The 23,877-nt window shown below is 33.5% G+C and carries 29 protein-coding genes, 1 tRNA gene and 2 pseudogenes; 22 read left to right on the top strand and 10 right to left on the bottom strand.

Annotation, left to right across the window (positions count from 1 at the left end; translation table 11 throughout):
• The first annotated feature begins 105 nt into the window (after positions 1-105).
• The 4 genes and pseudogenes from ACZZ95_RS24085 (at position 106) to ACZZ95_RS24070 (ending at position 2,717) form a co-directional block, all read left to right on the top strand.
• A complete protein-coding gene (locus ACZZ95_RS24085; protein WP_463471019.1) occupies positions 106-465 on the top strand; it encodes a hypothetical protein in 360 nt (119 codons plus the stop codon).
• A complete protein-coding gene (locus ACZZ95_RS24080; protein WP_463471018.1) occupies positions 462-983 on the top strand; it encodes a helix-turn-helix domain-containing protein in 522 nt (173 codons plus the stop codon). The genes ACZZ95_RS24085 and ACZZ95_RS24080 overlap by 4 nt, the downstream gene beginning before the upstream one ends.
• Before the next feature lie 85 nt (positions 984-1,068).
• Positions 1,069-1,659 carry a sugar O-acetyltransferase gene (locus tag ACZZ95_RS24075; protein WP_463471017.1) on the top strand — a complete coding sequence of 197 codons (591 nt, stop codon included), beginning with the start codon at positions 1,069-1,071 and terminating at the stop codon, positions 1,657-1,659.
• 93 nt (positions 1,660-1,752) lie between these two features.
• A pseudogene (locus tag ACZZ95_RS24070) lies at positions 1,753-2,717 on the top strand (alpha/beta hydrolase).
• Positions 2,718-2,868: 151 nt separating this feature from the next.
• Here ACZZ95_RS24070 and ACZZ95_RS24065 read toward each other — a convergent pair.
• Positions 2,869-3,519, bottom strand: a complete 651-nt coding sequence (locus tag ACZZ95_RS24065) for a DUF1349 domain-containing protein (protein ID WP_463471016.1) — start codon at positions 3,517-3,519, stop codon at positions 2,869-2,871.
• A gap of 126 nt (positions 3,520-3,645) precedes the next feature.
• Between ACZZ95_RS24065 and ACZZ95_RS24060 the strand changes: the two genes are divergently transcribed.
• On the top strand, positions 3,646-4,413 hold the full coding sequence (locus ACZZ95_RS24060) for a response regulator transcription factor (RefSeq protein WP_463471015.1): 768 nt from the start codon (positions 3,646-3,648) through the stop codon (positions 4,411-4,413).
• Positions 4,414-4,594: 181 nt separating this feature from the next.
• On the opposite strand, the gene ACZZ95_RS24055 is transcribed toward ACZZ95_RS24060, so the two are convergent.
• The 8 genes from ACZZ95_RS24055 to ACZZ95_RS24020 form a co-directional block, all read right to left on the bottom strand.
• On the bottom strand, positions 4,595-5,284 hold the full coding sequence (locus ACZZ95_RS24055; RefSeq protein WP_463471766.1) for an SDR family oxidoreductase: 690 nt from the start codon (positions 5,282-5,284) through the stop codon (positions 4,595-4,597).
• Positions 5,285-5,438: 154 nt separating this feature from the next.
• Positions 5,439-6,020: a TetR/AcrR family transcriptional regulator gene (locus ACZZ95_RS24050; protein ID WP_463471014.1), complete on the bottom strand. Its 582-nt coding sequence runs from the start codon at positions 6,018-6,020 to the stop codon at positions 5,439-5,441.
• Positions 6,021-6,331: 311 nt separating this feature from the next.
• Positions 6,332-6,415: transfer RNA gene (locus ACZZ95_RS24045), tRNA-Tyr, on the bottom strand.
• A 186-nt stretch (positions 6,416-6,601) separates the two neighbouring features.
• A complete protein-coding gene (locus ACZZ95_RS24040; protein ID WP_463471765.1) occupies positions 6,602-6,859 on the bottom strand; it encodes a peroxiredoxin family protein in 258 nt (85 codons plus the stop codon).
• 4 nt (positions 6,860-6,863) lie between these two features.
• Positions 6,864-6,935, bottom strand: coding sequence for a hypothetical protein (locus ACZZ95_RS24035; RefSeq protein WP_463471764.1), 72 nt, complete (start codon positions 6,933-6,935; stop codon positions 6,864-6,866).
• A 72-nt stretch (positions 6,936-7,007) separates the two neighbouring features.
• Positions 7,008-7,724, bottom strand: coding sequence for a DUF4369 domain-containing protein (locus ACZZ95_RS24030; protein ID WP_463471013.1), 717 nt, complete (start codon positions 7,722-7,724; stop codon positions 7,008-7,010).
• A gap of 307 nt (positions 7,725-8,031) precedes the next feature.
• Positions 8,032-8,472, bottom strand: coding sequence for a KTSC domain-containing protein (locus ACZZ95_RS24025; RefSeq protein WP_095954234.1), 441 nt, complete (start codon positions 8,470-8,472; stop codon positions 8,032-8,034).
• A 691-nt stretch (positions 8,473-9,163) separates the two neighbouring features.
• Positions 9,164-9,409, bottom strand: a complete 246-nt coding sequence (locus tag ACZZ95_RS24020; protein WP_463471012.1) for a hypothetical protein — start codon at positions 9,407-9,409, stop codon at positions 9,164-9,166.
• Positions 9,410-9,495: 86 nt separating this feature from the next.
• On the opposite strand from ACZZ95_RS24020, the pseudogene ACZZ95_RS24015 reads away from it, so the two are divergent.
• The 11 genes and pseudogenes from ACZZ95_RS24015 to ACZZ95_RS23965 all read left to right on the top strand — a co-directional run bounded on the left by ACZZ95_RS24015 (position 9,496) and on the right by ACZZ95_RS23965 (position 18,010).
• Positions 9,496-10,051, top strand: a pseudogene (locus tag ACZZ95_RS24015) (hypothetical protein).
• Positions 10,038-10,184: a hypothetical protein gene (locus tag ACZZ95_RS24010; protein WP_095954231.1), complete on the top strand. Its 147-nt coding sequence runs from the start codon at positions 10,038-10,040 to the stop codon at positions 10,182-10,184. Before ACZZ95_RS24015 ends, ACZZ95_RS24010 begins: the two are co-directional and overlap by 14 nt.
• Positions 10,185-10,259: 75 nt before the next feature.
• The gene (locus ACZZ95_RS24005) at positions 10,260-10,466 is read left to right on the top strand and encodes a hypothetical protein (RefSeq protein WP_463471011.1); all 207 of its coding nucleotides are present in this window, start codon (positions 10,260-10,262) and stop codon (positions 10,464-10,466) included.
• The gene (locus tag ACZZ95_RS24000; protein ID WP_463471010.1) at positions 10,466-10,759 is read left to right on the top strand and encodes a YchJ family metal-binding protein; all 294 of its coding nucleotides are present in this window, start codon (positions 10,466-10,468) and stop codon (positions 10,757-10,759) included. Before ACZZ95_RS24005 ends, ACZZ95_RS24000 begins: the two co-directional genes overlap by 1 nt.
• Positions 10,704-10,865, top strand: coding sequence for a YchJ family metal-binding protein (locus tag ACZZ95_RS23995; RefSeq protein ID WP_463471763.1), 162 nt, complete (start codon positions 10,704-10,706; stop codon positions 10,863-10,865). The genes ACZZ95_RS24000 and ACZZ95_RS23995 overlap by 56 nt, the downstream gene beginning before the upstream one ends.
• 106 nt (positions 10,866-10,971) lie before the next feature.
• The gene (locus tag ACZZ95_RS23990) at positions 10,972-12,090 is read left to right on the top strand and encodes a vWA domain-containing protein (protein ID WP_463471009.1); all 1,119 of its coding nucleotides are present in this window, start codon (positions 10,972-10,974) and stop codon (positions 12,088-12,090) included.
• A 424-nt stretch (positions 12,091-12,514) separates the two neighbouring features.
• Positions 12,515-13,978: an AAA family ATPase gene (locus ACZZ95_RS23985; protein WP_463471008.1), complete on the top strand. Its 1,464-nt coding sequence runs from the start codon at positions 12,515-12,517 to the stop codon at positions 13,976-13,978.
• A gap of 104 nt (positions 13,979-14,082) precedes the next feature.
• Positions 14,083-14,358 (top strand): hypothetical protein, encoded by a 276-nt coding sequence (locus ACZZ95_RS23980; RefSeq protein ID WP_463471007.1) that lies wholly within the window; start codon positions 14,083-14,085, stop codon positions 14,356-14,358.
• 8 nt (positions 14,359-14,366) lie between these two features.
• Positions 14,367-14,936 carry an EamA family transporter gene (locus ACZZ95_RS23975; RefSeq protein WP_463471006.1) on the top strand — a complete coding sequence of 190 codons (570 nt, stop codon included), beginning with the start codon at positions 14,367-14,369 and terminating at the stop codon, positions 14,934-14,936.
• 513 nt (positions 14,937-15,449) lie between these two features.
• Positions 15,450-16,646, top strand: a complete 1,197-nt coding sequence (locus ACZZ95_RS23970; RefSeq protein ID WP_463471005.1) for a Glu/Leu/Phe/Val family dehydrogenase — start codon at positions 15,450-15,452, stop codon at positions 16,644-16,646.
• Between the two features lie 140 nt (positions 16,647-16,786).
• The gene (locus tag ACZZ95_RS23965; RefSeq protein ID WP_463471004.1) at positions 16,787-18,010 is read left to right on the top strand and encodes a sterol desaturase family protein; all 1,224 of its coding nucleotides are present in this window, start codon (positions 16,787-16,789) and stop codon (positions 18,008-18,010) included.
• 329 nt (positions 18,011-18,339) lie between these two features.
• On the opposite strand, the gene ACZZ95_RS23960 is transcribed toward ACZZ95_RS23965, so the two are convergent.
• The gene (locus ACZZ95_RS23960; protein WP_463471003.1) at positions 18,340-19,938 is read right to left on the bottom strand and encodes a DUF6377 domain-containing protein; all 1,599 of its coding nucleotides are present in this window, start codon (positions 19,936-19,938) and stop codon (positions 18,340-18,342) included.
• Positions 19,939-20,419: 481 nt separating this feature from the next.
• On the opposite strand from ACZZ95_RS23960, the gene ACZZ95_RS23955 reads away from it, so the two are divergent.
• The 6 genes from ACZZ95_RS23955 to ACZZ95_RS23930 are packed head-to-tail and all read left to right on the top strand — an operon-like array spanning position 20,420 to position 23,870.
• Positions 20,420-20,941, top strand: a complete 522-nt coding sequence (locus ACZZ95_RS23955) for a DUF5004 domain-containing protein (protein ID WP_463471002.1) — start codon at positions 20,420-20,422, stop codon at positions 20,939-20,941.
• Positions 20,942-20,949: 8 nt separating this feature from the next.
• Positions 20,950-21,330 (top strand): hypothetical protein, encoded by a 381-nt coding sequence (locus tag ACZZ95_RS23950; protein WP_463471001.1) that lies wholly within the window; start codon positions 20,950-20,952, stop codon positions 21,328-21,330.
• Positions 21,278-21,697, top strand: a complete 420-nt coding sequence (locus ACZZ95_RS23945) for a hypothetical protein (RefSeq protein ID WP_463471000.1) — start codon at positions 21,278-21,280, stop codon at positions 21,695-21,697. The genes ACZZ95_RS23950 and ACZZ95_RS23945 overlap by 53 nt, the downstream gene beginning before the upstream one ends.
• Positions 21,651-22,034 (top strand): hypothetical protein, encoded by a 384-nt coding sequence (locus tag ACZZ95_RS23940; RefSeq protein WP_463470999.1) that lies wholly within the window; start codon positions 21,651-21,653, stop codon positions 22,032-22,034. The genes ACZZ95_RS23945 and ACZZ95_RS23940 overlap by 47 nt, the downstream gene beginning before the upstream one ends.
• Before the next feature lie 29 nt (positions 22,035-22,063).
• Positions 22,064-22,636: a carboxypeptidase-like regulatory domain-containing protein gene (locus tag ACZZ95_RS23935; RefSeq protein ID WP_463470998.1), complete on the top strand. Its 573-nt coding sequence runs from the start codon at positions 22,064-22,066 to the stop codon at positions 22,634-22,636.
• 16 nt (positions 22,637-22,652) lie between these two features.
• Complete coding sequence (locus ACZZ95_RS23930) at positions 22,653-23,870, top strand: TonB-dependent receptor plug domain-containing protein (RefSeq protein WP_463470997.1); 1,218 nt, start codon at positions 22,653-22,655, stop codon at positions 23,868-23,870.
• The last annotated feature ends 7 nt before the right edge of the window (positions 23,871-23,877 follow it).

Raw genomic sequence — 23,877 nt, 5'->3', positions numbered from 1 at the left:
TTTTTTAGATTGTCTAATATAAAATGGCGAGAACGAGAATAAAATAATTTGATTAAAATTAAAATAGAAAATTTTGATTAGGTTTGATTTTCTTAACTTTGTAAAATGATAGAGAAGATAATAAGAGAAGTTTCCAAGTTTAATAACGAGCTGAAACTGCAGGGGTTTAAAGCATTCCAAATAGAAGATGATGGTGCGGAAACCAGAACCTACAGTAGAAAAGAATTTTATAAAATCTGCCTGACTACTGGTAAAAGCAAAATTCATTATTCTGACAAAACTTATGAACAGGAAGGTACGATTCTGTTTTTTGGAAATCCGCACATTCCGTATTCATGGGAAACAATTTCTACGACTTATATTGGGTATACTATTTTGTTTTCAGAAGAGTTTTTTAAAAACTCCGAACGTTCAGAAAGTCTGCGACAATCTTCTTTTTTAAAATTGGCGGAACACCCGTTTTGAAAATTACAGAAGAGCAGAGAATTTTTCTTAATACGATCTTTCATAAAATGATTTCGGAACAGGAAAGTGATTATGTTTTTAAAGATGAGCTGATTCGCAATTACATCAGTCTCATTATCCACGAATCCTTAAAGATGGAACCTTCTGAAAATTTTGAACAAAACAAAAATGCATCTTCTAGATTGTCATCTGTATTTTTGGAATTACTCGAAAGACAATTTCCTATTGAAACGACTTCTAATCCGCTTCAATTAAAAACAGCACAACATTACGCACAACATCTGAATGTGCATGTCAATTACCTAAATCGAGCCATCAAAGAAGTTACGGGAAAATCGACAACGACTCATATTACCGAGCGTATAATTACAGAAGCAAAAGCACTTTTGCCGCATACCGACTGGAGTGTTTCTGAAATTGGTTATGCACTTGGGTTTGATTATCCAACTTACTTCAATAATTTCTTTAAAAAAAATACAGGAACCAATCCAACAGCATTTCGTTTAGCGGAAGTTTGAATTTCTTAATCTTTGGATTGATAATTGTTACCGCCTTGCTTAAAGGTGGTCTTACCTTTGTATCTGCTTATTTAATTCAAATAATATGTCAGATACAAAACCTATTTCCGATTCTACACCATTTCAAAAAGATATTTTTGACAGGCTTTTAGCTGGAGAAACGATACTTCCTAACGATCCGCAAATGGGCAGATTGAGAGAGGAAGCATTCGCTGTTAAAGCATTACTTAATCAGATGAACAGTTCTTCAAATCCTGAAGATATTACGCAGATACTAAGTAGGATTTTAAATAAAGAAGTTCACAATGTTGCTGTATTTACCCCGATTTATATCAATTCAGGAAAACATATTTCCATAGGTAAAAACGTATTCGTCAATTTTGACTGTACCTTTTTGGCATTGGGCGGAATTACAATTGAAGACGACGTTTTAATTGGTCCGAAAGTAAGCCTCATTACCGAAAGTCATCCATTAAATCCTAAGGAAAGAAAAGGACTGATTGGTAAACCCATCCTCATCAAAAAAAATGCGTGGATTGGCGCCAACGCTACCATTTTACCAGGCGTAACAATTGGAGAAAATGCAGTTGTTGCAACTGGAGCCGTAGTTTCTAAAAACGTTCCTGATAATACAGTTGTAGGCGGAGTTCCTGCCAAATTTTTAAAAACAATTTAATTTAATAAAATGAAAAAAGCATTTGCGATAGCAGTATTATTGCTGATAACAGGGCAAACATTTGCACAAAAAGTAAAATCTAATTTAGAGAAAATGAATACATCAAAAGAACATTATACTTTTCAATTAAGTGATAAAGTAATTCGACAAAAAGTAAGTTTTAAAAACCGTTACGGCATTACATTAAGCGACGATTTATATCTTCCAAAAAATGCTGGAAACGAAAAATTGGTCGCATTAGCAATCAGCGGACCCTTTGGAGCTGTAAAACAACAATCATCTGGACTATATGCGAGTCAAATGGCAGAACGTGGTTTTGTAGCTTTAGCTTTTGATCCGTCTTATACAGGAGAAAGCGGAGGCGAACCACGAAATCTAGCATCTCCAGAAATTAATACCGAAGATTTTAGCGCCGCAGTTGATTTTTTAGGATTACAAAAAAAGGTAGATAGAAATAAAATTGGGATCATCGGGATCTGTGGTTTCGGAGGTTTTGCCCTAAACGCAACCGCTGTTGATAAACGAGTGAAAGCCGTTGTCTGCGACAAGTTTATACGATATGACCAGAGTAATGTCAAGGGGGTACAATGACTCAGTAACTCCAGAACAAAGAGCCCAAACATTGAAAACTTTGGGTGAGCGAGCGCTGGAAAGATGCAGAAACCGGAAAACCGGCAGATGGTCCCCGAAATTTACCAGAAACATTGAAAGGCGATGAACCGCAATTTGTAAAAGAATATTTTGATTATTACAGAACACCGCGTGGTTTTCACGTTAATTCGGTGAATTCAAACGGAGCGTGGCTGGTAACCAATCCAATCTCGTTTATGAATATGCCAATACTTACTTATGTAAAAGAAATTTCGCCAAGACCATTGCTTTTAATCGCGGGAGAAAATGCGCATTCAAGATATTTTAGTGAAGATATTTTTAAAGCGACAAATGAACCAAAAGAGTTAATAATTATTCCAAATGCAGTCCACGTTGATTTGTATGACAAAGTAGATATAATTCCTTTCGATAAGTTAGAAAGTTTCTTTAATTATAATTTGAAATAATATATAATTACCGCAAATTTTAAACCTCCAAATTCATTTGATTTTGGAGGTTTTTTAAAATTTGTCTCGTTCTAAAAAAGTTGACTATAATGTTTCCATTTATTTAATTAAATTTTTTGCATTACACCCAACGCCTAATTCTACAAAAAAACTACTGATTATTTTTCAACCACTCCAAACGTCTTTGATCTGGAAGGTGTGTAATTTTAAAATCTTCAAAAGTTGCCGTAAATCCTTTTCCATCAGGACTTACTGCCATCATACCCACTTGTACTGTTTTAAATTCAGGAAAATACACGGTATTAGTCATTGTATAATTTACTCCATCAATAGAATAGAAAATCTCCAAGGCGTCTAGTCGGCGTACGGCTTTCATCCAGACATTTTTAGGTTTTTCTTTTAAGCCCATAACGCTCCATGAACTTTTATCGATAGTATGAACGGTACTAATATTGTAAACTCCATCTACATATTCTACACCAGTTTTTACATAATTGTTTTCATCAATACGAAGCATAAGGCAGACTTGGTCAAATCTAGTCTTATAAACACCGCTCATTTTTACCACAACTTCAAACTCACCGCTTCTTTCTGTATAGAGAAAAGGTCCGTCGTAAACAGTAAATCCATAATGGCTTTTGTTCCAATAATCAGATTGAGGCGTAACCTGCATAATAAGTTTATTGTCTTTTATTTCCCAGTCAGCTGGTTCATTGAGCCAGTTCATTGCAGTTAGTTTTTGAGCGTTTCCTTTTACAGCCATAATGCATATACATATTAAAACTAAGTGAATTCTCTTCATGATTTCTTAAATTTGAATTTTATTAATAATTTACAAAGAATGTAATTTGAGTTTTTTACAGCAATAGTTAAATATAACCATTTTTAAAATCACTCTAACTTAGTAAGTAACTAACGAATTATAGTTATGAATCCTATCTCGAACCTGGAAGATAAATTTTCTTTTGAATCAATTGATAGCCCTGAAAAGCGTAATGAAGCATTAAATGAGGCTATAGCAATGATGGAGGCATACGTGAAATTGGATAATTCAGTAGCTGTACTCTCAGATTTAGCGAGTAATAAGAGCTATATATTTGCGGGTAATTTTGGGAATTTTTTTGATATCCATACATCTGGATTTACAACAATTGATTCTATTTGGGAAGAGGACATTTACAACCGCATTCATCCCGATGATCTTTTTCAAAGACATCTTTTAGAATTAGAGTTTTTTAATTTTTTAAAAACAATACCTTCTGAGGAAAGATTAAATTATGCTACAAAATGCAGAATTAGAACCCTAAACACTACAAAGGAATACCAATATATTTTGCATCGCAGTTTTTATATGAAAAACAGTTCAGAAGGAGGGTTGTGGCTTGCTGTTTGTCTTTATAATTATTTATTAGAAAAAACAGCAGGGGTAAATGGTATCGAAGGAAAAATTATCAATACTAAAACAGGAGAAATTTTTTATGTAGATACGTATGAAAATTGTGTAGATCTTTTAACTTCTCGCGAAAAAGAAATTTTAGTATTAATCAGCCAAGGTGTGATTAGTAAAGAAATTGCATCAAAACTCAATATCAGCATTAATACTGTAAACAGGCACAGACAAAATATTCTGGAAAAACTAAATGTAAATAATTCTATTGAAGCAGTTCGAACAGCAGAGGCTTTAAATTTGTTATAAAATAAACCTTTACTTTCGATCCTTTGATAGCACAGGTTAAAAAATAAACTGCAAATCTGCAGATTTAAATTTAAAATTATCCTGCGTACAATCATTTTATAAAAAGTCTCCATAAAAAGATTATATAAAAAAAACGGATTACAGTTTATGCTATAATCCGTTTTAAATAAATTATTTGGAATTATGAATTACCATAAAGGTTCGATTCCCCTCCGTCAATTGCAATGGTCTGCCCATTTACGTATTGGCATTCATCACTAAGCAGGAATGCAACAAGATTACCTACATCTTCCGGTTTACCTAATTGTCTTGTTGGGTTTCTTTGTGCATAAGTTGTTTCAGTTGCTTTCGGATCGGATGGATTTACCTGTTTAAAAGCTTCCGCAACCATTGGTGTCAAGATAGCCCCAGGTGCAATTGCGTTAGTATATATTCCATCTTTACCATATTCTATAGCGGCATTTTTGGTCATACCTGAAACGGCATGTTTACTTGCAACATAAGGCATTTGATTAACGACACCTCTTATTCCGCCTACAGAAGCGACGTTTACAATTTTTCCTCCGCCTTGTTTCTGCATTACCGGAATCACGTATTTTAGGCCGTAATAAACCCCCATAAGATTGATGTCAATTACTTTTTTAAATATATTGATGTCATAGTCAACTAATGGTGCCTGTTTTCCTTCGATACCTGCATTATTGTAGAATCCATCGATACGGCCAAACTCTTCCACTGTTTTGTCTACATAATTTTTGACTGCTTCTTCATCTGAAACGTCAGCAACTATAGTTATGATTTTTGCAGTTGGTGCAACTGACTGGATTTCTGCTTTTGCTTTTTCGAGTGCTTCTGCATTGTAATCTACAATAGACAGATTAGCCCCTTTTAGTGCTACTGCTTTACTTAGCTGCTAGTCCAAGACCCATAGTCGCTCCAGTAATAATAATTGTTTTGTCTTTAAAAATGCTCATGATATATATAATTAAATGTATTATTGAAAAATTACTTATTTAAAATCCAAATTATTGGCTCATGCCTCTCCAAATCATATTAAAGGAGTCATTTATGAGCTCTTGGCTGAGTGGAAATAACTTTTGGATGATTCCTGTAGAACACGAACGTACTGCACCATCAAAAAAGCTGATAAGTACAATTGCATCCAATATTTTTATAATTCCTTCCTGCTGTCCTTTTTCTAAAAGATCATATAGCGGTTTGTTCTGTTTTTCATACTCCAGCAGTTGTTTTGTGAAATTCAGCTGTATGTAGCCTGACTGTTGATATTGGTCAATAAATACAGTTTCGTCGTAGTTATTAAGCCTGTAGTTGAGCATGTTGATGTAAATCTGTTTAAGCGATTCCTTTATTGGTACATTAATGTCAAAATCACGGTACATTGCCTGTGTCATTTTATCCTCTACAGCGACGTAGGCCAGCTGTACTACCTCTTCCTTATTTTTGAAATAGATATACAAAGTTCCAGTGGCAATTCCGGCTATTTTACTTATACCTGAAATGGTAACACTTGCTAATCCCTGTTTGCCTGTAAGAACAAATACAGACTTTAAAATTTTTTCTCTTTTATCAGGATCTAATGGTCTCATATAGTAAAGTTAAATGAATTAATATTCATTTAAATAAAAAAGGCCAAATTATAACTTTTATTTAAGGGAGTTTGTGTATTAGTAACAGCTGTAATATACTTTTAATATAATTGAATCTAAAGTTGTTTAAGACCTATTTTTCGAGGGAAATATTTTTGAAAAGCACGATGAGCCACAAATGTGCAGTAAAACTTTTAACTGTTTAACAAGATTGAAAATTGCTTTAAAACAAAAACCTGTAATTCTGTAGATTTGAATTTTGGCATTAGAATTAAGGTATAAAAAAAGTCCTAATTTCATTAGGACTTTTTTGGTGGGGAGAGCAGGATTCGAACCTGCGAAGTTCACACAGCAGATTTACAGTCTGCCCTCGTTGGTCGCTTGAGTATCTCCCCTTAAGCTTTATTTGTTGTGCTTTGTTGTTCTAAGCGGTTGCAAAGATAGGAACTCTTTCTACATTTGCAAACAAAAAATGAACTTAATTTTAAGTTATTTTAAAGTTATTTTTTAATTCATTGGAATTGAATAAAATAAAAAAATCTCCACTAGGGAGATTTTTTAAAGTTTTTTAAAAAGTAGGATTATTTTGATAACATTTCTACGATTTTTGCTTTCAATTCTGGACCTCTTAAGTCTTGAGCAACCACTTTTCCTGATGCATCAAGAATAAAAGTTGCAGGAATCGATTCAACATTATATTGTTTCGCAATTGGCTCGTCCCAGAATTTTAAATTAGAAACGTGAGTCCAAGTTAAACCATCTTTTGCAATCGCTTCTTTCCATTTTGCGACATCTTTATCTAAAGACACTCCAATAATGTTTAAACCTTTTGAGTGCAGTTCTTTATAAATTGCAACAACATTTGGGTTTTCTTTTTCGGCATGGTCCGCACCATGAAGCCCAGAAATCGACGATAGTTACTTTTCCTAAACTTTGTTTAAGCGAAACTACTTTTCCTTCTGGATTAGGAGCTGAAAAGTCTGCTCTTCATTTAGCACTTCCTACTGGAGGAGCTGTAGCACCAACAGACGGCATTTTTGCTTGACCAAATCTTGTTTTAATTTCTTTTCCAGGAGTTGTATTTTTCATAGACTCATCTAAAGAATTGTAAAGGCTTTCTAATTTTTTAGTATCAGTCGCTGGGTCATTCAATAAATTTTGGATAAGTACAACTGTGATGTAAGATTTTGGATGACTTTCAGCATAAGTATAATATTTCTTTTTGCTGTTTTCTCCAACTTCTTTTTGAATATCCATATATTGTTTCATCAAGCCATTGATAACTGCTGTATCTTGAGCCTGCTGTGCTTGCCGCATTTTTTGATTGTTCTTTTTCTGAAAATCAATTAAGCTTTTTTGAGTTTTTGTAATATCTTCAATGAAAGTTACATACTCATCGTTGTTGTAAGTTCCAGAAACTTTAGATTTTTGGATACTGTCTTTATCAATTGCAACTTTAATTTCTCCACTTTCAAGAATTAATGGAATAGGACCATTAGCTCCTTGTAAAATTAATGTATGGAAAGCTGGTTCAGTTACTTTTCCTTTTATTTCAAATTTTCCGTTTTCAACTTTTACTGTATCAAGAGCAACAGGCATTCTTGTAGCAGGATCTGCACCTTGTAAGATAATAGTTTTTCCGTTTTCAATTCCTGTAGCTGTACCTGTAATTAGGTATTCTCCATCTTTAACTTTGCTTTGCAAGAAATGATAGCCGCAGAAGCTGTAAGTACAAAAAGTATTTTTTTCATTATAAAAAATTAATTAGTTAATTGATTTGTGCAACAAAAGTATCTAAAATTATAAAACATACAGAATTTTGTAACCTAAAATTTTGTTATAGTTTTTCTGGTCTTAAAACCCATTAAATCAGGATGTTTGTGTGTTTTTTTTGATTTGAAACTCTTGATTAGAAATGATTTTTAAATCAATATAAGCGATTTTTAAATTTTTTGACATAAAAAAAGCGCTCGTTTAACAGAGCGCTTTTTTATAAATATAGTGTTTAAAACTATTCTTGGTTTGTTTTCTTTCTCCAAGTAAAAGAGTTTAAGATATGTCTTTTAGCAAATCTTCCAGGAGAATCTGCATTTACCATTTTAACGTAAGTTGCTTTAGGAACACTAATGTATTCGTAAACACTTCCGTTAGAAAAGTCAATGATTAAACGACCTTCAACAAATTTATAATCTGTAATAGTACAAGTTGAAATTGTTTCTGTGTACTCAGGTAAATTAAGCTTAATAGTTTCAGGGTGAATACTTACTAAAAAGTGGTAAGCTTCGATAATAGTTTTACTTTTCTCTTCTGCTTCTTTTAAACCAGCGTCATCTCCTTGAAATTTATCAGGATGCGCTTCTTTCATTGCATTACGATAAATTGTTTTTAACTCTTTTAACTCTGCAGTCTTTTCTACGTTTAGTAACTTGCGGTATTCAACTATTTTTTTCATAAATAAAAGGTAACTACTTGTCTATTAGTTTGAAATCGATATTAATTAGTTCAAATCGACAAATTTTTTGCAAAGGTACACTTTTTTTTAACTTTTTACTTTTGATCGAAAAAATATTCGTTACGGAATCGTTAAGAGTTAAAAGAAATTTGATATAATGGTAGTTTTACTGCAAAGTGCGCAAAGAAATTTTATTTAAGCTTATGCATGAACAAAGGTAAGTTCGCAAAGCTTTGTGTTGATACCGTGTTATGATGGTATTAAAGTTTATTTTTATTTAACCGCAAAGTGCGCAAAGAATTTTTATTTAAGCTTGTGAATGAACAAAGGTAAGTTCGCAAAGCTTTTTGTTGATACCGTGTTATGATGGTATTAAAGTTTATTTTTATTTAACCGCAAAGTGCGCAAAGAATTTTTATTTAAGCTTGTGAATGAACAAAGGTAAAGTTCGCAAAGATTTGTGTTGATAACGTGTTATGATGGTAATAAGGTTTGTTTTATTTAACCGCAAAGAGTGCAAATATTTCTACAAGCTTTTATATTAAACCTCAAAAGTTCGCAAAAGCTTTGTATTGATAAAGCTTTGCGAACTTTGTGTTTATAAACGTTCCTTTAAAGAAAAAAACTTTGCGCTCTCTGCGTTAAAAATTAAACGTTCCAACCTAAAACTTGAAACTTGAAACAAAAAGAACTATTCCGGCTTATGATTAGCCTTATCGAAGTTTTTTGATTTCTTTGGATATTTGTCATAACTGATATCGCTTGGATTTTCAATAATTGACTTTATAGTAATCCAATCACCAACTTTAAAATTAGATTGAACCAATTTATAGTCTAAAAGATATTCATGCCAGAAATAATTATTGTTCTCATCTTTTTCTATAATACCAGTAAAAACTCCTTTTTGCGGCATTTTTTGTTCTAAATCTTTAGACATCTTTTTTTATTTTGAAATTACGAAGCAAAGATAATCAATTTATGTTTGTTTTAGGGAGTTCCGCACAATCTGAGTATATTTGCAGCATGCAGAAAAACTTTAAGCCACATCCTAATTCTTTCAAAAATACCTTTTGCGCCTTTCATGAAGTGCTTGCCAAATGAAATTGAAGGTTTAAAGAAACAATTTGAAAGTAAAGCAGGAAGTGCCTATTATTATACAGAAGCAGGAATGTACCGCGTTTCCAATCATTGGGGAAGATTGGCAAACAGCAAATGGCGTTTGATTGCCCGCGAGCCAGAAACAGAATCGAAAACTAAAATAGGTTTTGCAAAGTGGGAAGAATTTTATCCTGATAATGCAGAAGAAAAACTCTATTATATAGAAGCAGATTTTGAAAAGAATCTCGCTAATTATCAGCATAAAAAAAATCCAGATTATGATGGAAAAGCGGTCTTGAGAACAAGTTTTGAAACTACAAAAAGACTGAAACAAATTAGAAATTTACAGCGACTAACTTCTTGGGCAAAACATTTTGACTATGAAGATATTGATGACTTACGAAAAGAGATTATCAACGAATTAATTTTCACAGAGAAAAGTTTAGAACAAATTAAAAGAGAGATATATGGGAAGGAATAACGAAAAAAATATTAAAAAGCACAACGATAAATTGCACAAAGCCCAAGCAAAAGCGAAACAGGCCGAAATTTCCCGCAAGGAAAAATTGAAAGAAATCGTAAAGAAATTTAACGAAAGCAAAAAAGAAGAGTAAATAGTTTCAAGTTAACGCTCTGTGTGTGAAACCGGAAACCTGAAACCTTTAAAAAAAAACAAAAAGTAAAAATATATGAATAGTAAATTTGAAACCTTAAAAGCCAGCGTACAAGAAATTATCGATTTAATCGCCGCAAAAAATGAAAGAGAAGCTAATAATAAATTATTGGAAGTAAGCGAAACATTAGACGAAATGATTGATTTTGCAGAAGAAGATGATGAGGTGAGAGAAATTACCCGTTATCAGGTTTTATTAAACCAAGTCGCATGTAAAAATTAATGGAGAAGAGCCAGTTGATGGAGAATAAAAAATGCTTTTGCGATACAGGATTACTGTTTGAAAATTGTCGCGGATTATATTTGGAGAACAATCAAAAAGCACCTTCTGCACTGGCATTAATGCGCTCGAGATATTCGGCTTATGCTTCTCATAATGCTGATTATCTTCTTGAAACAACTTATGTTTCTGAAAGAAGATATTACTCAAAACCTGAAATTTTAAAATGGGCCATTTCCAATAAATGGCGAGCAACTCGAAATTGTAAGTTTTACAGAAACGACTGTCGAATTTAAAGCTTACTTTTTAGATTCAAATAATAAACCACAAGTACATTATGAGTTTTCTACTTTTAAATTTGAAAATGGATCTTGGTATTATGTTGATGGAAAATTTGAATAATTAATATATCTAACATTGTTAATTGTAGTTTTTGATTAAATATTTTAACTAAAAATTAATAAACGTTTCGTTTTTCATAATTCTAAAAAGACGTAATTTTAGATTTATGAAAAACGAATTTAAAAAAGGCTTTTATTTTAAGACTTACGAAGCTCCTTTTCAGTCTCCGTTTGATAAACTTTTTACGATTTTTAAAGAGTTGATCACCCATACTTCGGGCGATTTTGATGAAGCCATCAACTGGCTTCGGGAACTGGATATAGAATACAAACTTACCGACGAAAATTATACAATTGACGATTTTATCGAAGACCTGAAGAAGAAAGGATACATCAGAGATGAAGTTAAGCAAGATGGAACTCCAGGTTTAGGAATTACGGCAAAAACAGAAAGAGCAATCAGACAGCAGGCTTTGGATCAGATTTTTGGGAATTTAAAGCGTTCTGGAAGCGGTAATCATAAAACAAAACATGCTGGAAATGGTGATGAACACACAGGAGAATTCCGTGAGTTTAATTTTGGAGACGGTTTAGAAAGAATTTCTTTAACAGAAAGTCTTCGAAATGCACAAATTAATAATGGCGTGGAAAGTTTTATGCTGACCGAAAATGATTTGGTTGTCGAAGAAACGCAGTACAAAGCACAAATGAGTACCGTTTTAATGATTGATATTAGCCACAGCATGATTTTATATGGTGAAGATCGAATCACGCCTGCTAAAAAAGTTGCTATGGCGCTGGCAGAATTAATCACAACGCGATATCCAAAAGACACTTTAGATATTTTAGTTTTTGGAAATGATGCCTGGACCATTCCAATCAAAGATTTGCCTTATTTGCAAGTTGGTCCATATCATACTAATACTGTTGCAGGTTTGCAGTTGGCAATGGATATCCTGCGACGAAAACGAAATACCAACAAACAGATTTTCATGATTACCGATGGAAAACCAAGTCGCGTTCGCGAACGTGATGGTTCCTACTATATGAATAGTAATGGTTTGGACGAATATATTGTAGACAAATGCTACACGCAGGCACAACAGGCAAGAAAACTCCACATTCCGATTACGACTTTTATGATTGCAAAAGATCCGTATTTACAGCGTTTTGTAAATCAGTTTACAGAAGCAAATCAGGGAAAAGCATTTTATACTGGATTAAAAGGTTTGGGTGAAATGATTTTTGAAGATTATGAAACGAATAGGAAGAAGAAGATTAAATAAGGGACTAAGGTTCTAAGGTGCTAAGATGCTAAGGTTCTTTTTTACCTATAATAAACATTACGTATATCGTAGAGACGCACTGCAGTGCGTCTACGTAAAGGAACTAATAAAGGTTCTAAGTTGCTAAGGTTCTAAGATACTAAGGTTTCTTTTTTACCTAAATAAACATAACGTATATCGTAGAGACGCACTGCAGTGCGTCTACGTAAAGTAAATAATAAAGGTTCTAAGGTTCTAAGATGCTAAGATACTAAGGTTTCTTTTTTACCTTAAATAAACATAACGTATATCGTAGAGACGTACTGCAGTGCGTCTAATTAAGGTTCTCAATCTCAGTTGTCATGCTGAGCGAAGTCCAAGCGAGATTACACAATGCATGTAAGACCTGCCAAATCAATTAATAAACAATCTATATTTCAATAAAATGGAAATAAATACTATAAAGACCTTAGGTCAATTAAAAGTCGCTGGATATAAAAGTACAAGTATAAAAGACGAATTGCGAAATAATCTTCGCGAAAAAATAAAATCTGGAAAACCTGTTTTCGAAGGTGTTCACGGTTTCGAGAATACCGTAATTCCAGAATTAGAAAGAGCTATTTTATCACGACACAATATAAATCTGCTTGGACTTCGCGGACAGGCAAAAACGCGTTTGGCGCGTAAAATGATCGAATTATTAGATGAATATATTCCGTTTGTGGCGGGTTCAGAAATTAATGACGATCCGTTAAATCCGATCTCTCGCTTTGCGAAAGACTTAATTGATGAAAAAGGAGATGAAACGCCAATTTCGTGGTTGCATAGAAGCGATCGTTTCTTTGAGAAATTAGCAACTCCAGATGTAACAGTTGCCGATTTAATTGGAGATGTAGACCCAATTAAAGTCGCAAATTTAAAATTATCTTATGCAGACGACCGTGTAATTCACTTCGGAATGATTCCGAGAGCCAATCGCTGTATTTTTGTAATTAACGAATTACCCGATTTACAGGCTAGAATACAGGTTGCATTGTTTAATATCTTGCAGGAAGGCGATATTCAAATTCGAGGTTTCAAGTTGAGAATGCCTCTTGATATGCAGTTTGTTTTTACAGCAAATCCAGAAGATTATACCAATAGAGGAAGTATTGTTACACCTTTAAAAGATAGAATTGGTTCTCAAATTTTAACGCATTATCCTGAAAATATTGCTATTGCAAGAACAATTACAGAGCAGGAATCTAAATTAGATCAAAATCAGACTGATGTTGTTTATGTGCCGAGTTTGGCCAGAGATATTTTGGAGCAGATTAGTTTTGAAGCGCGCGAAAGCGAATACATCGATAATAAAAGCGGTGTGAGTGCAAGAATGAGTATTACGGCTTTTGAAAATTTAATAAGTACTGCCGAACGCCGTGCTTTGATTTCTGGAACTGACAAAACAACTTTGCGTTTATCTGATTTTGTTGGAATTATTCCAGCGATTACAGGAAAAGTAGAATTGGTTTATGAAGGAGAGCAGGAGGGCGCCGATGTTGTGGCAGAAAGTCTAATTGGTTCTGCTATTAGAACTTTGTTTCCAGAATATTTCCCAAAAATCGAAAAATTAGAAAAACCAGACGAAAAAACACCCTATTCGGATGTTGTAGAATGGTTTTTCGCAGAAAGCGGATTCGAATTATTAGACGATGCTTCAGATGCAGATTACAAAAGTATTTTGGATGAAGTAACTCCATTAGACGAGTTGTTAAAAAAATACCAGTCGCAATTAGCAAAAGAAGATCAATACTTTATGAAAGAATTTGTTTTATGGGGATTGGTAGAATATAGAAAATTAAGTAAAGACCGATTTGCAAAAGGAAATCAGTTTAGAGATATTTACGGAAGTTATATCAGCAAATTTTAGATAGAATTTGTTGTTGAATGTTAATCTGGTCTAACTGGTTTTTTTAAACCGGTTGGGCCTTTTTATTTTGGAATAGTTTACTTTTACAGTCCAAATAAAAATTTATGTTATTTCTTATTCTAAGCATTTTATGCAGTGTTATAGTAGGTGTTATATTTAAGATTTCCAGAAAATATAATGCCAATCCTTCCCAGATAATTTCGTTCAATTATATAACCGCAATTACGCTTTGTTACTTCACTTTTAGTCCAGATTTTAAAGCTTTAGATAATAATGCACCTTTTGCAATTTACACCGCAGTTGGAGTTTTACTTCCAATTGTGTTCTTGTTTTTGGCACTTTCAATCCGATTTATGGGAATTGCAAAAACAGATGCTTAGCGCAGAGATTGTCACTTTTTATTCCCATTTTAGTCGCTTGGTTATTGTTTAACGAAGAATTTAATACCTATAAAGTTATTGGTGTTTTAGTTGGCTTTGCGGCGCTGTTATTTATTTTAAGAAAACAATCTCATAACAGCGAAAATAAGTGGATATATCCCGCTGTAGTTTTATTTGGCTTCGGACTTGTAGATATTCTCTTTAAGAAAATTGCCTTATATACTGTTGTTCCTTATACAACTTCTTTGTTTTTGGTGTTTCTAATCTCTTTTGTAGTTTCTGTGTTTATTGTATTGTATAAAGTAGTAGCAGTAAAAGAAAAACTGGAAGTAAAAAATATTCCTTTCGGAATGCTCGTTGGCGTTTTTAATTTCGGAAATATATTGTTTTATCTAAAAGCACATAAAGCATTCCAGCAAAATCCGTCAACGGTTTTTGCTGGAATGAATATGGGGGTTATTATTCTTGGAACTATAATTGGCGCTTATTTCTTTAAAGAAAAGCTTTCTAGAACTAATGTTTTTGGATTGTTTTTGGCTTTAATTGCCATTGTTTTCATCTTTTTATCACAATTATAATAATTTTTTTTTAAGAGGTAATGCTTTAATTTACAGTTGATTTAATGTTATGTTTTTAATTTATTGAAAATAAACTCGACTAATTCTATAGAATTTATAAATATAATTTGTAGATTTGCCTCAACAATGAAAAACTATAGCCGAAATGTGATAACGTTTTCTCGATGCTGACTTTGCGATGTCTTGCATGATGAACCACGTTATGAAATGGCGTTAATAGAGAAAGTACTTGTTAGTTATTTTTTTTTTTTAGCCTTTCATTGCACCATGAAAGGCTTTTTTTTTGAATTAGTAAAAAATGAAAATATGAGAACCAATCGAAATAAAAATATGTTGATGCACTGCTGTTTAATTAAAATTCCGTGTTGCATTTTAAGTAACGAGTAAGCGCATTAATCCATAAAATTAACCCCAACTAAAAACTATATAGTATGAGTTCAGAAATTATAAAACATAATCCCTTTCAATCGATGATTGATCGGTTTAATATTGCGGCAGATATTTTAAACTTAGATGATTCTATCAGACAAAAACTGCGAGCGTCCGGAAAAACAAATCACAGTAAATTTTTCGATTGTTTTGGACAACGGAACCGTTCAAAATTTTGAAGGGTATCGCGTAATTCACAACACCGCTTTAGGACCTTCAAAAGGTGGTATTCGTTATGATACCGCTGTAAATCTAGATGAAGTGAAAGCACTTGCCGCCTGGATGACCTGGAAATCTGCTGTAACTGGAATTCCGTTTGGAGGTGCGAAAGGCGGTATTATCTGTGATCCAAAAAAGCATTCTAAAGCAGAATTAGAAAAAATTACAAGAGCATACACCAAAGCTCTGGCCGATATTTTCGGACCAGAAAAAGATGTTCCAGCACCAGACATGGGAACTGGTCCAGACGAAATGGGCTGGCTGATGGATGAATTTTCACTCTTACACGGACGACCAATTCATGCCGTAGTAACTGGGAAACATCTTCATTCTGGAGGATCTCTGGGCAGAGTAGAAGCTACTGGAAGAGGAGTGAGCATTATCAGTCTTTTGGCACTTCAAAAATTAAAAATCAGACCTGCAAGAGCTAGCGTCGCGATTCAGGGTTTTGGAAATGTAGGATTGCATTCGGCTTTGTTTTTATATGAAAAAGGAATAAAAGTCGTTGCAGTAAGCGATGTTTCGGAAGCCTTGTATAATCCAGACGGAATCAATATTCCTGAACTGATTTTATATTACAATTTGAATAATAAAACGATAAAAGGATATCCAAATTCTGTTGCCATTAAACATGAAGAGTTATTGCTTTTAGAGGTTGATGTTTTAATTCCGGCGGCTAAAGAAGATGTTATCACGCAGAAAAATGCGGGTGATATTCAGGCAAGAATTATTGTTGAAGGCGCTAACGGACCAGTTTCTTCAGATGCCGATCAGATTTTGCACGATAAAAATATATTAGTTGTTCCTGATATTTTAGCCAATGCAGGAGGAGTTACAGTTTCTTATTTCGAATGGCTTCAGAATTCACTTTTGGAGTCTTGGAGAATTCACCAGATTAATACCCGTCTGGAGGATATTTTAGAGAAAGGTTTTGATACTGTTTTTAGAGTTGCAGTAAAACATAGTGTAACGCCTCGTATTGCCGCTTATATTATTGCTTTGAAAAAAGTAGCCGAAACGCAGTCTATAAAAGAGATTGCTGTTGCGAGCACCACAATATAAGCAGAATTAAATCAGGTTTACTTCGTAAAAGATCATTTTCGTTGATTACATTTTTAGTGTCCCTAAAAGCGTAATTGGTGGAAATGTCTTTTTCGTTTGATGTTTTTAATAAAATTTTTAGAATCGAAAGAATCATACAAATGAAAAATATTAATTTTCTGGCATTTGCCATGCCGGCCTTTTTTCTTTTTTTGTTTTTGGAATATAAACTTGCGCAGCGCAGAAAAAGGCCTGAAATTTTTAATTACGAAAGTTCCGTTTCTAATATCAGTATTGGTATTGCAGAGCGATTAATTAACTTATTTATTGTCGCCAGTTTTTACCAGTTGTATTATTTGATCTATGATGATTATCGAATATTTGATATTCCGAGTAATGCCTTGGTTTGGTTTGCCCTAATTCTTGCAACGGATTTTGTCTGGTATTGGTATCACAGATTAGGACACGAAGTCAATTTTTTCTGGGCGCCGCATATTGTGCATCATCACAGTGAAGAATTTAATTTTACTGCGCTGACCAGAATTACTACTTTTCAAGCCATTGTTCGAACAGGTTTTTGGTGTATTCTGCCCTTAATAGGTTTTCATCCAAGTATGGTAATTACCATGCTCATCGTTCACGGAGCTTATTCTTTCTTTACGCATACACAGCTTATTGGTAAAATAAAATGGCTGGAATACGTTTTTGTAACTCCTTCTGTTCACGGCGTTCATCACGCATCTGACGAAAAATATTTAGACAAAAATTACGGAGATATGTTCACCTTTTGGGATCGTCTCTTCGGAACTTTTCAAACGGAAGAAGAAAAACCAAAATACGGATTGACACATCCGCTGAAAAGTTATAGTTTTTTATGGCGGCATTTTCATTATTATTTCGAAATTTACGAATTATGGAAACGCTCCAGCGGATTTAAAGCCAGATGGAAAGCTGTTTTTGGAAGTCCGGCGCACATGGATCAAGATATCCGCCCAATTCTGGAAAAGCGCTTTCTGCAGGATAAAAGCAATCCGCATCAAAGGCTTCGATTTAAAAATTACCTTTATATTCAATTGGGAATCTGCACGTTGGTTTTAACCGTTTTTACCTATTATTTTGATTATCTAGAAATTTACGATAAGGTATTTGTGCTTTCTTTTATTTTAATAACTTTAATTAATTGCGGTGCTTTATTAGAACAGCGAAAATGGATGTATTATTTAGAATACGCCCGCATCTTAATGATTACGACGTATTTTTTATACGAAGAAGATTTAGTTGTATTTTTCTTTATACCACTTGCGATAATGATTTTTGTCGAGCAGTTGTTTTCATTAAGTAAGATCTATCAAAATACGATTTTGCAATTGGAGACTTCCGAATAATAAAAGACAGCCACGACTCGCTATAGAGAATAGGCGAAGCAATTCAAGAATTGAGATGTAGTGCGTACGAAATGTTTTATCAGAAAAAAAAATATAATGGAAATTGTTCTTTTTATCAGAAGTCCCAGGGGGACGAAATATTTATAGAAAAATATTTGTTATACAAAAAGCTCCAGCGGAGCGATAAATTTATATGTCGCTCCGCTGGAGCTTTTTAGATGCTGTTAATTATTCCTATAAATATTAAGCTCCGCTGGAGCTTTTTCTTTATGATACAATTAATTCCATTATGCTGAAAAAAAACTTAGAACCTCAGAATCTTAGTATCTTTAAATAGTTTTAATCTCCATAATCTTCTGCTCAAAAGTATCTTTAAAATCAGATTTACTTTTGATTCTGGTTTTATACGTATAAATTGTAGCTACAGAAAGTTCGAGAAATTCTGCCATTTGATTACTGTCTTGAATTCCTAATCGGTATAAAGCAAAAATTCGTAATTCAGTATTCAGTAGTTCACCTTTTTTGACAATACATTTATGATCGTTTGGGAATAATTTGTTGAATTCTGTTACAAAAGTGGGAAATAATCTCAAGAAGATTTCATCAAATTGATGGAATAAATTCTCTCTTTCTTCCTTTACATTATAACGTTTCAAACTCGCTATGACTTCATCTGTTTTCTTAGTAATAATCTTATGGAGCGTACTTTTCTGGATATGATCAATCTTATTGATGAAAGCCGAAGTTGCCTTAATAAAATACGTTATATATTCTTCTTTTATGGCATTTGCCTCACTCAAACTCACATTCATTTCCTGCAATTGCAAATAAGAAGAAGCCATAATTTTTCTGGCCTTATTTTTTTCCTTCAATTGTTTAAAGATGATTCCTAAAAACAGAAAAATGATAACCGTAAGAATCGTCAAAAGAATAATGATTTTTTCCAGTTTGTCATTTTTATCTTTTACATTATTCAACTGTGCTTTTTCGATAATAGGCAAAATCGACGAAATCTCAATTTTTCGATGTCTTGCATTGTAGAAAGTAGCGTCATCCATTGCGATATTGATGTATTCGTTGGCTTTATCCAAATAACCCATTTTAAAAAGCTCGTTGGCTAAATTTCGAAGAGCAACCGTTTCCTTCGTCGCATTTTTTACATCGGCAATAGCGGCAAGTGCGAGATATTGAATCGCTTTTTTGGTGTAACCGCGTTCAGAATAAATGTAACCGAGACTCGAAGTGGCAATTCCATAATATTCCGCAGGCAGATTATAGTTGTTAATCCAATAACTAAAAGCAAATTCAGCACCGCGCCAGTCTTGTTGCTTAAGGCGTTTCAGGCTTTCTGCTGCCCAATATTCGTTTGTATTAGTTCCAATTAATTCTAATGCCTTTTTTAAGAAATGATTTCCCTGTTGTACATAATGAATATTAAAACGCTGATCGCGGTTGTAATCGGCTAGATCGTAATAAGCACGGGCCTTAATATTGTAGTATTCAAATTTGTTTTTAAGATCCAGCTTAGTATCGTCAATAACATTCAATGTATCAATAGCTTCTTTAAAAAGTCCTGAAGATAATAGCACAAAACCCTCTTTGATTCGGCTTTTAGATAAAAACTTTGGATCTTTTAAGATTTTAGCTTTGATTTTAGATTGTTCCAAATAATAATAAGCAGAGTCATATTTAAAAGATTTGTATTCGTCAAATAATGATATATAACAATTGTACAGCTCCTCATTGTTTTGATTGAGCGTGAATTTGGAAATATTTTTCTTTAAAGCTTCAATTTTTCGATATTTCTGTTTCAGGTAAATGTCTTTTTTCAAAAGCACCTGATCTAATTCTTCTAAATAAGGATTTGTCTCTTTCGCAGTTAAAGAAAAACCTCCAATGAAGAAAAGCAGTATCAATATTCTTCGCATGATTTAGTTGTGGTTTAGGGTAAAAAAATGGTTGTTAGATAGATTTAGTTAATTCGTTTTAAAATTAAAAATAAGTTAGAAAATACAGAAAGCCTCGTTTTTAGAATCTTGTAAATTGTTTAATAACATCGCTTTAGAAAGTGGTTTTTGAAATGAAAATAAGCTGTAAATGTTAAAAACAGATAAATTATTTGCAATTATACAATAAAAAGAGGTTAGATATGTGTATAGTGAAAAAAATATACTGATTATTTTACATATTGTCATTTTTACCATTAAAAAATCATCGTTTTTGATCTAAACACCATCTTGATTTTTCAATTGTAAAAATAATTATAAATAATTGATTTTTAATTAGTTGTATTATAAAATGTCTGAATTTTATCTTGATTTTTCTCAGATATTTTTTTTAAGATTTATTTAACTTCTAGCTTCGCTCTATCCTTTTGAAGGGTTAACAAACTAACAAAAACCAAAATTTATGAAATGTAAAAGTCTTTACTGGTTAGCTTTTATAATGTGTTTTTTTGCTCTTGCATGCGATAACACAGAAGATGGAAGCTACGTAGATCCAATTACCATTTATGAGAAAGTAAATGGGAATTGGCAATTAGCAAATCTGAAAATGGTTGATGAAGTTGCGAAAGCAAATAAGATCGAACCAAATGAAGAAAACTTGAATACCTATTTCAATTACGAAGATTTTAAAATCAACTTCAGCGTAGATGAAAACAACAGGCCAACAAGTTATGAAGTAACAGGAAATGTCCCTCCATTATTTGCTCCAAAGGGATATTGGGCGCTCAGCTCAGATTTTCAGCCGACCAATTCCGGCACAACAAAAATCTACTTGTACAGCGATGCACAAAAAACTCAAAAAACAGACGAACTTCGATTGATTTCCGTTCCGGGAAAGAATGATGAAATGCAGATTCAGTTAACGCATTCTTCAGACGGAGTAGATTTTGTGTCTTATGTATTTAAATTAAATGCTATTAATTAAAAAGTAATATGAAAAATTTTATATATACAATTTTACTTGCCTTGTTGATGGCTCCTAATTTTATTCAGGCGCAGGAAACTACAGGAGCTGTAGGGGCAATGTCATCATTTCCTGTAGTGTACAAATACGATGAACAAGTTACTTGGTATTTTGATTTATCGGGAACTACGTTTGCAGAAAACGAAAATTTATACATCTGGATCTGGTCTCCATCTGAGCCGGATGCTGGAAACTGGGAAAACTCTTCTGAGTTTGCAAAACTAAAATATGAAGGAAATAAAGTTTGGAGTTTTACTTTAACCCCAACAGTTTATTTTTCTAAAACTCCGGCTGAAATTGCTTGCAAGTGCTGGTTTTTGGTTTCGTTTGAAAAACAAAAACGGATCTAAACAAAGTGAAGTTGCCAATATGCCCTACACTGATTTCTCTTCATTTTATACAGCAAATGAGGTAATTAGATCTTATCCAACAAAACCACTAATCGATAAACCGGTAAGTATTTTATTTAACTCTAATTTAAAAGATGGTTTTGAAGGTGTTGAAAGTGTTCATTTTCATAGTGGATTAAACAACTGGGCAGTTTTACAAGAATATCAGGCTTGGCTTCCTGATGTATCTGAAAAAACAAAATTGAAAGATCTTGGAAACGGTTTTTATAGAATGGATTTGATTCCGCAGACAATACTACAATCCACCGGCGGGCTTTGTTATGGAAAATATAACTTTCCTTCTTGTAGCAAAAGACTGGACAACTAACTCTGGCGACCAAATTATTTATGCTGGAGAATTTATTCCGTCGCCACCGCCGAGTTTCAATTTCTTCCCATTGCAAATCAGTCAAAAAGATTTTCTTGGAATGTCTAGAAAAAATAACGAACCAGGCGTAAACAAATTACTCTACACTATTACGGCCGGCGCGAAAACATTCTCTGGTGAGTTTTCTGGAGGAACTGCAGAAATAAAAGGTTTTGTCAATTTAGTTTCTGAACTAAACGGCGTTTCAAATTTGACTGAAATTCATGTTTTGGTAAAAGACAACAAAGACAAAACGATTTCAGACACGACAATTCCGCTAAAAACTCTAGATAAATAATTCACTATTAAATTAAAACACCAATTCTAATGAATAGTAAAAATACAAAAAGCGTCCTGCATCAAATGTGGATTGCTAAATCGGCGGTATTGATGATATTTATGCTTTTTCTTTCTGCAGGCATTTTCGCGCAGACGAAAAAACAAATATCAGGAACCGTTTACGACAATACTGGCACTGTATTGCCGGGAGCTTCTATCATTGAAGTAGGAACTAAAAACGGAACTACAACAGATTTTGATGGTAAATTTAGCCTTCAGGCGACCGTAGGAAGTGCGATTGAAGTTTCTTTTATAGGTTCAACAACGCAGAGAGTTCAAATTACTGGATCAACTTCAAATCTTGAAGTACGTCTGCAAAACGACGGTTATACCTTGGCAGAAGTACAAGTGGTTTCGGTAGGTTACGGAAAAGTAAAAAAATCTGATTTAACAGGGGCAATTTCTACCGTTGGAGCTGATGATTTAGTAAAAGGAACGATTTCCTCTACAGAACAGGTTTTACAAGGAAAAGTAGCAGGATTGAATATTATTCGTCCTTCTGGAGATCCTTCTGCGGGTTCTACAATACGCTTGCAGCAGCGGAACTTCTTTAACAGCTAGCAACAGTCCGTTAATTGTGGTTGACGGAATTGCGGGTGTTGATATTAACGTGGTGCGACCGGCAGATATTAAATCGGTTGACGTGCTTAAAGACGCTTCTGCAACAGCTATCTACGGTTCTAGAGGTGCAAATGGGGTAATTATGATTACTACTAAATCGGGTACAAAAGGAGTTTCTGTGGTATACAGCGGTTTATCAAGCATTGGTTATGTGACAGATAATTTAGATCTTTTATCGGCAAATCAATGGAGAGGTTATGTTCGTGATAATGGACTTGCAGATGCTGTGGACTACGGCGGTAATACAAACTGGCAGAAAGCAATTGAACAGACAGCTATTTCGCAGTCACATACTTTGAGTATTAATTCTGGTAAAGCAGACAGCGGTTTTAGAACTTCCCTTTCTTATTTAAATAACGAAGGCGTTATTAAAAGATCTGGTTTAGAAAGAATCAGCGGAAACGTAACGGCGTATCAATTTCTGGGAGACAACAAAGAGGTAAAATTCGATATGGGTTTATTTGCTAATATCGATAAATGGCATCCAATTGATTACAGAATTTTTGAAAGAGCTTACAACCTAAATCCAACAATTCCAGTTTACAATTCTAATGGAGAATTTTCTGAAGTAACTGGAAATATTTATCAAAATCCAGTTGAGATTTTAACCAACAGGACTATTGATAATGAAAGACACAGATTGTTAGGTTATTTTAAAACAGATGTGAAATTCTTAAACGATTTTACCGCTACTGCTAATATTTCGTTAGAACATAATGCCGTAAAAGGAGGAACTTATAAACCATCTTATGCTGTTATGGAAGGACAGACAGAAGGCGGTTTTGCACAAAGAAGTTATGGTGAATTTACAAACGCACAAGGGGAACTTTATGTAAATTATGCTAAAACTTTCGACAAACATAATGTTAGTGCATTAGCTGGGTATTCTTATCTGGAAAATATTTACGAAGGTTTTGGAGCACAAAGAGGCGGTTTTGTAACAGATGCTTTCAGCTATAATAATTTGGGTGCAGGTTACAATTATCGTTTGGGCGATGTGTACTCATACAAAGGAAAATCAAATTTAGTTTCGTTTTATGCTCGTGCCAACTACGGTTACGACGGCAAATATTTATTGACTGCAACTGTAAGACGCGACGGATCAAGCCGTTTTGGAGAAAACAATAAATGGGGAACTTTTCCATCTGCTTCTGCGGACCTGGAGAATTTCTAACGAAGCA

It is taken from the genome of Flavobacterium sp. AC267, from assembly GCF_979258715.1.
The sequence above is the reverse complement of the archived record's forward strand: the minus strand, read 5'-3'. Positions and strand labels throughout refer to the sequence as shown.

What these genes read in the sequence shown, in the direction of transcription:
- ACZZ95_RS24085 (WP_463471019.1), top strand. Translation starts at nt 106, where the DNA reads ATGATAGAGAAGATAATAAGAGAAGTTTCCAAGTTTAATAACGAGCTG.
- ACZZ95_RS24075 (WP_463471017.1), top strand. Translation starts at nt 1,069, where the DNA reads ATGTCAGATACAAAACCTATTTCCGATTCTACACCATTTCAAAAAGAT.
- ACZZ95_RS24065 (WP_463471016.1), bottom strand. Translation starts at nt 3,519, where the DNA reads ATGAAGAGAATTCACTTAGTTTTAATATGTATATGCATTATGGCTGTA.
- ACZZ95_RS24060 (WP_463471015.1), top strand. Translation starts at nt 3,646, where the DNA reads ATGAATCCTATCTCGAACCTGGAAGATAAATTTTCTTTTGAATCAATT.
- ACZZ95_RS24050 (WP_463471014.1), bottom strand. Translation starts at nt 6,020, where the DNA reads ATGAGACCATTAGATCCTGATAAAAGAGAAAAAATTTTAAAGTCTGTA.
- ACZZ95_RS24025 (WP_095954234.1), bottom strand. Translation starts at nt 8,472, where the DNA reads ATGAAAAAAATAGTTGAATACCGCAAGTTACTAAACGTAGAAAAGACT.
- ACZZ95_RS24020 (WP_463471012.1), bottom strand. Translation starts at nt 9,409, where the DNA reads ATGTCTAAAGATTTAGAACAAAAAATGCCGCAAAAAGGAGTTTTTACT.
- ACZZ95_RS24010 (WP_095954231.1), top strand. Translation starts at nt 10,038, where the DNA reads ATGGGAAGGAATAACGAAAAAAATATTAAAAAGCACAACGATAAATTG.
- ACZZ95_RS24005 (WP_463471011.1), top strand. Translation starts at nt 10,260, where the DNA reads ATGAATAGTAAATTTGAAACCTTAAAAGCCAGCGTACAAGAAATTATC.
- ACZZ95_RS24000 (WP_463471010.1), top strand. Translation starts at nt 10,466, where the DNA reads ATGGAGAAGAGCCAGTTGATGGAGAATAAAAAATGCTTTTGCGATACA.
- ACZZ95_RS23990 (WP_463471009.1), top strand. Translation starts at nt 10,972, where the DNA reads ATGAAAAACGAATTTAAAAAAGGCTTTTATTTTAAGACTTACGAAGCT.
- ACZZ95_RS23985 (WP_463471008.1), top strand. Translation starts at nt 12,515, where the DNA reads ATGGAAATAAATACTATAAAGACCTTAGGTCAATTAAAAGTCGCTGGA.
- ACZZ95_RS23980 (WP_463471007.1), top strand. Translation starts at nt 14,083, where the DNA reads ATGTTATTTCTTATTCTAAGCATTTTATGCAGTGTTATAGTAGGTGTT.
- ACZZ95_RS23970 (WP_463471005.1), top strand. Translation starts at nt 15,450, where the DNA reads ATGATTCTATCAGACAAAAACTGCGAGCGTCCGGAAAAACAAATCACA.
- ACZZ95_RS23965 (WP_463471004.1), top strand. Translation starts at nt 16,787, where the DNA reads ATGAAAAATATTAATTTTCTGGCATTTGCCATGCCGGCCTTTTTTCTT.
- ACZZ95_RS23960 (WP_463471003.1), bottom strand. Translation starts at nt 19,938, where the DNA reads ATGCGAAGAATATTGATACTGCTTTTCTTCATTGGAGGTTTTTCTTTA.
- ACZZ95_RS23955 (WP_463471002.1), top strand. Translation starts at nt 20,420, where the DNA reads ATGAAATGTAAAAGTCTTTACTGGTTAGCTTTTATAATGTGTTTTTTT.
- ACZZ95_RS23950 (WP_463471001.1), top strand. Translation starts at nt 20,950, where the DNA reads ATGAAAAATTTTATATATACAATTTTACTTGCCTTGTTGATGGCTCCT.
- ACZZ95_RS23940 (WP_463470999.1), top strand. Translation starts at nt 21,651, where the DNA reads ATGGAAAATATAACTTTCCTTCTTGTAGCAAAAGACTGGACAACTAAC.
- ACZZ95_RS23935 (WP_463470998.1), top strand. Translation starts at nt 22,064, where the DNA reads ATGAATAGTAAAAATACAAAAAGCGTCCTGCATCAAATGTGGATTGCT.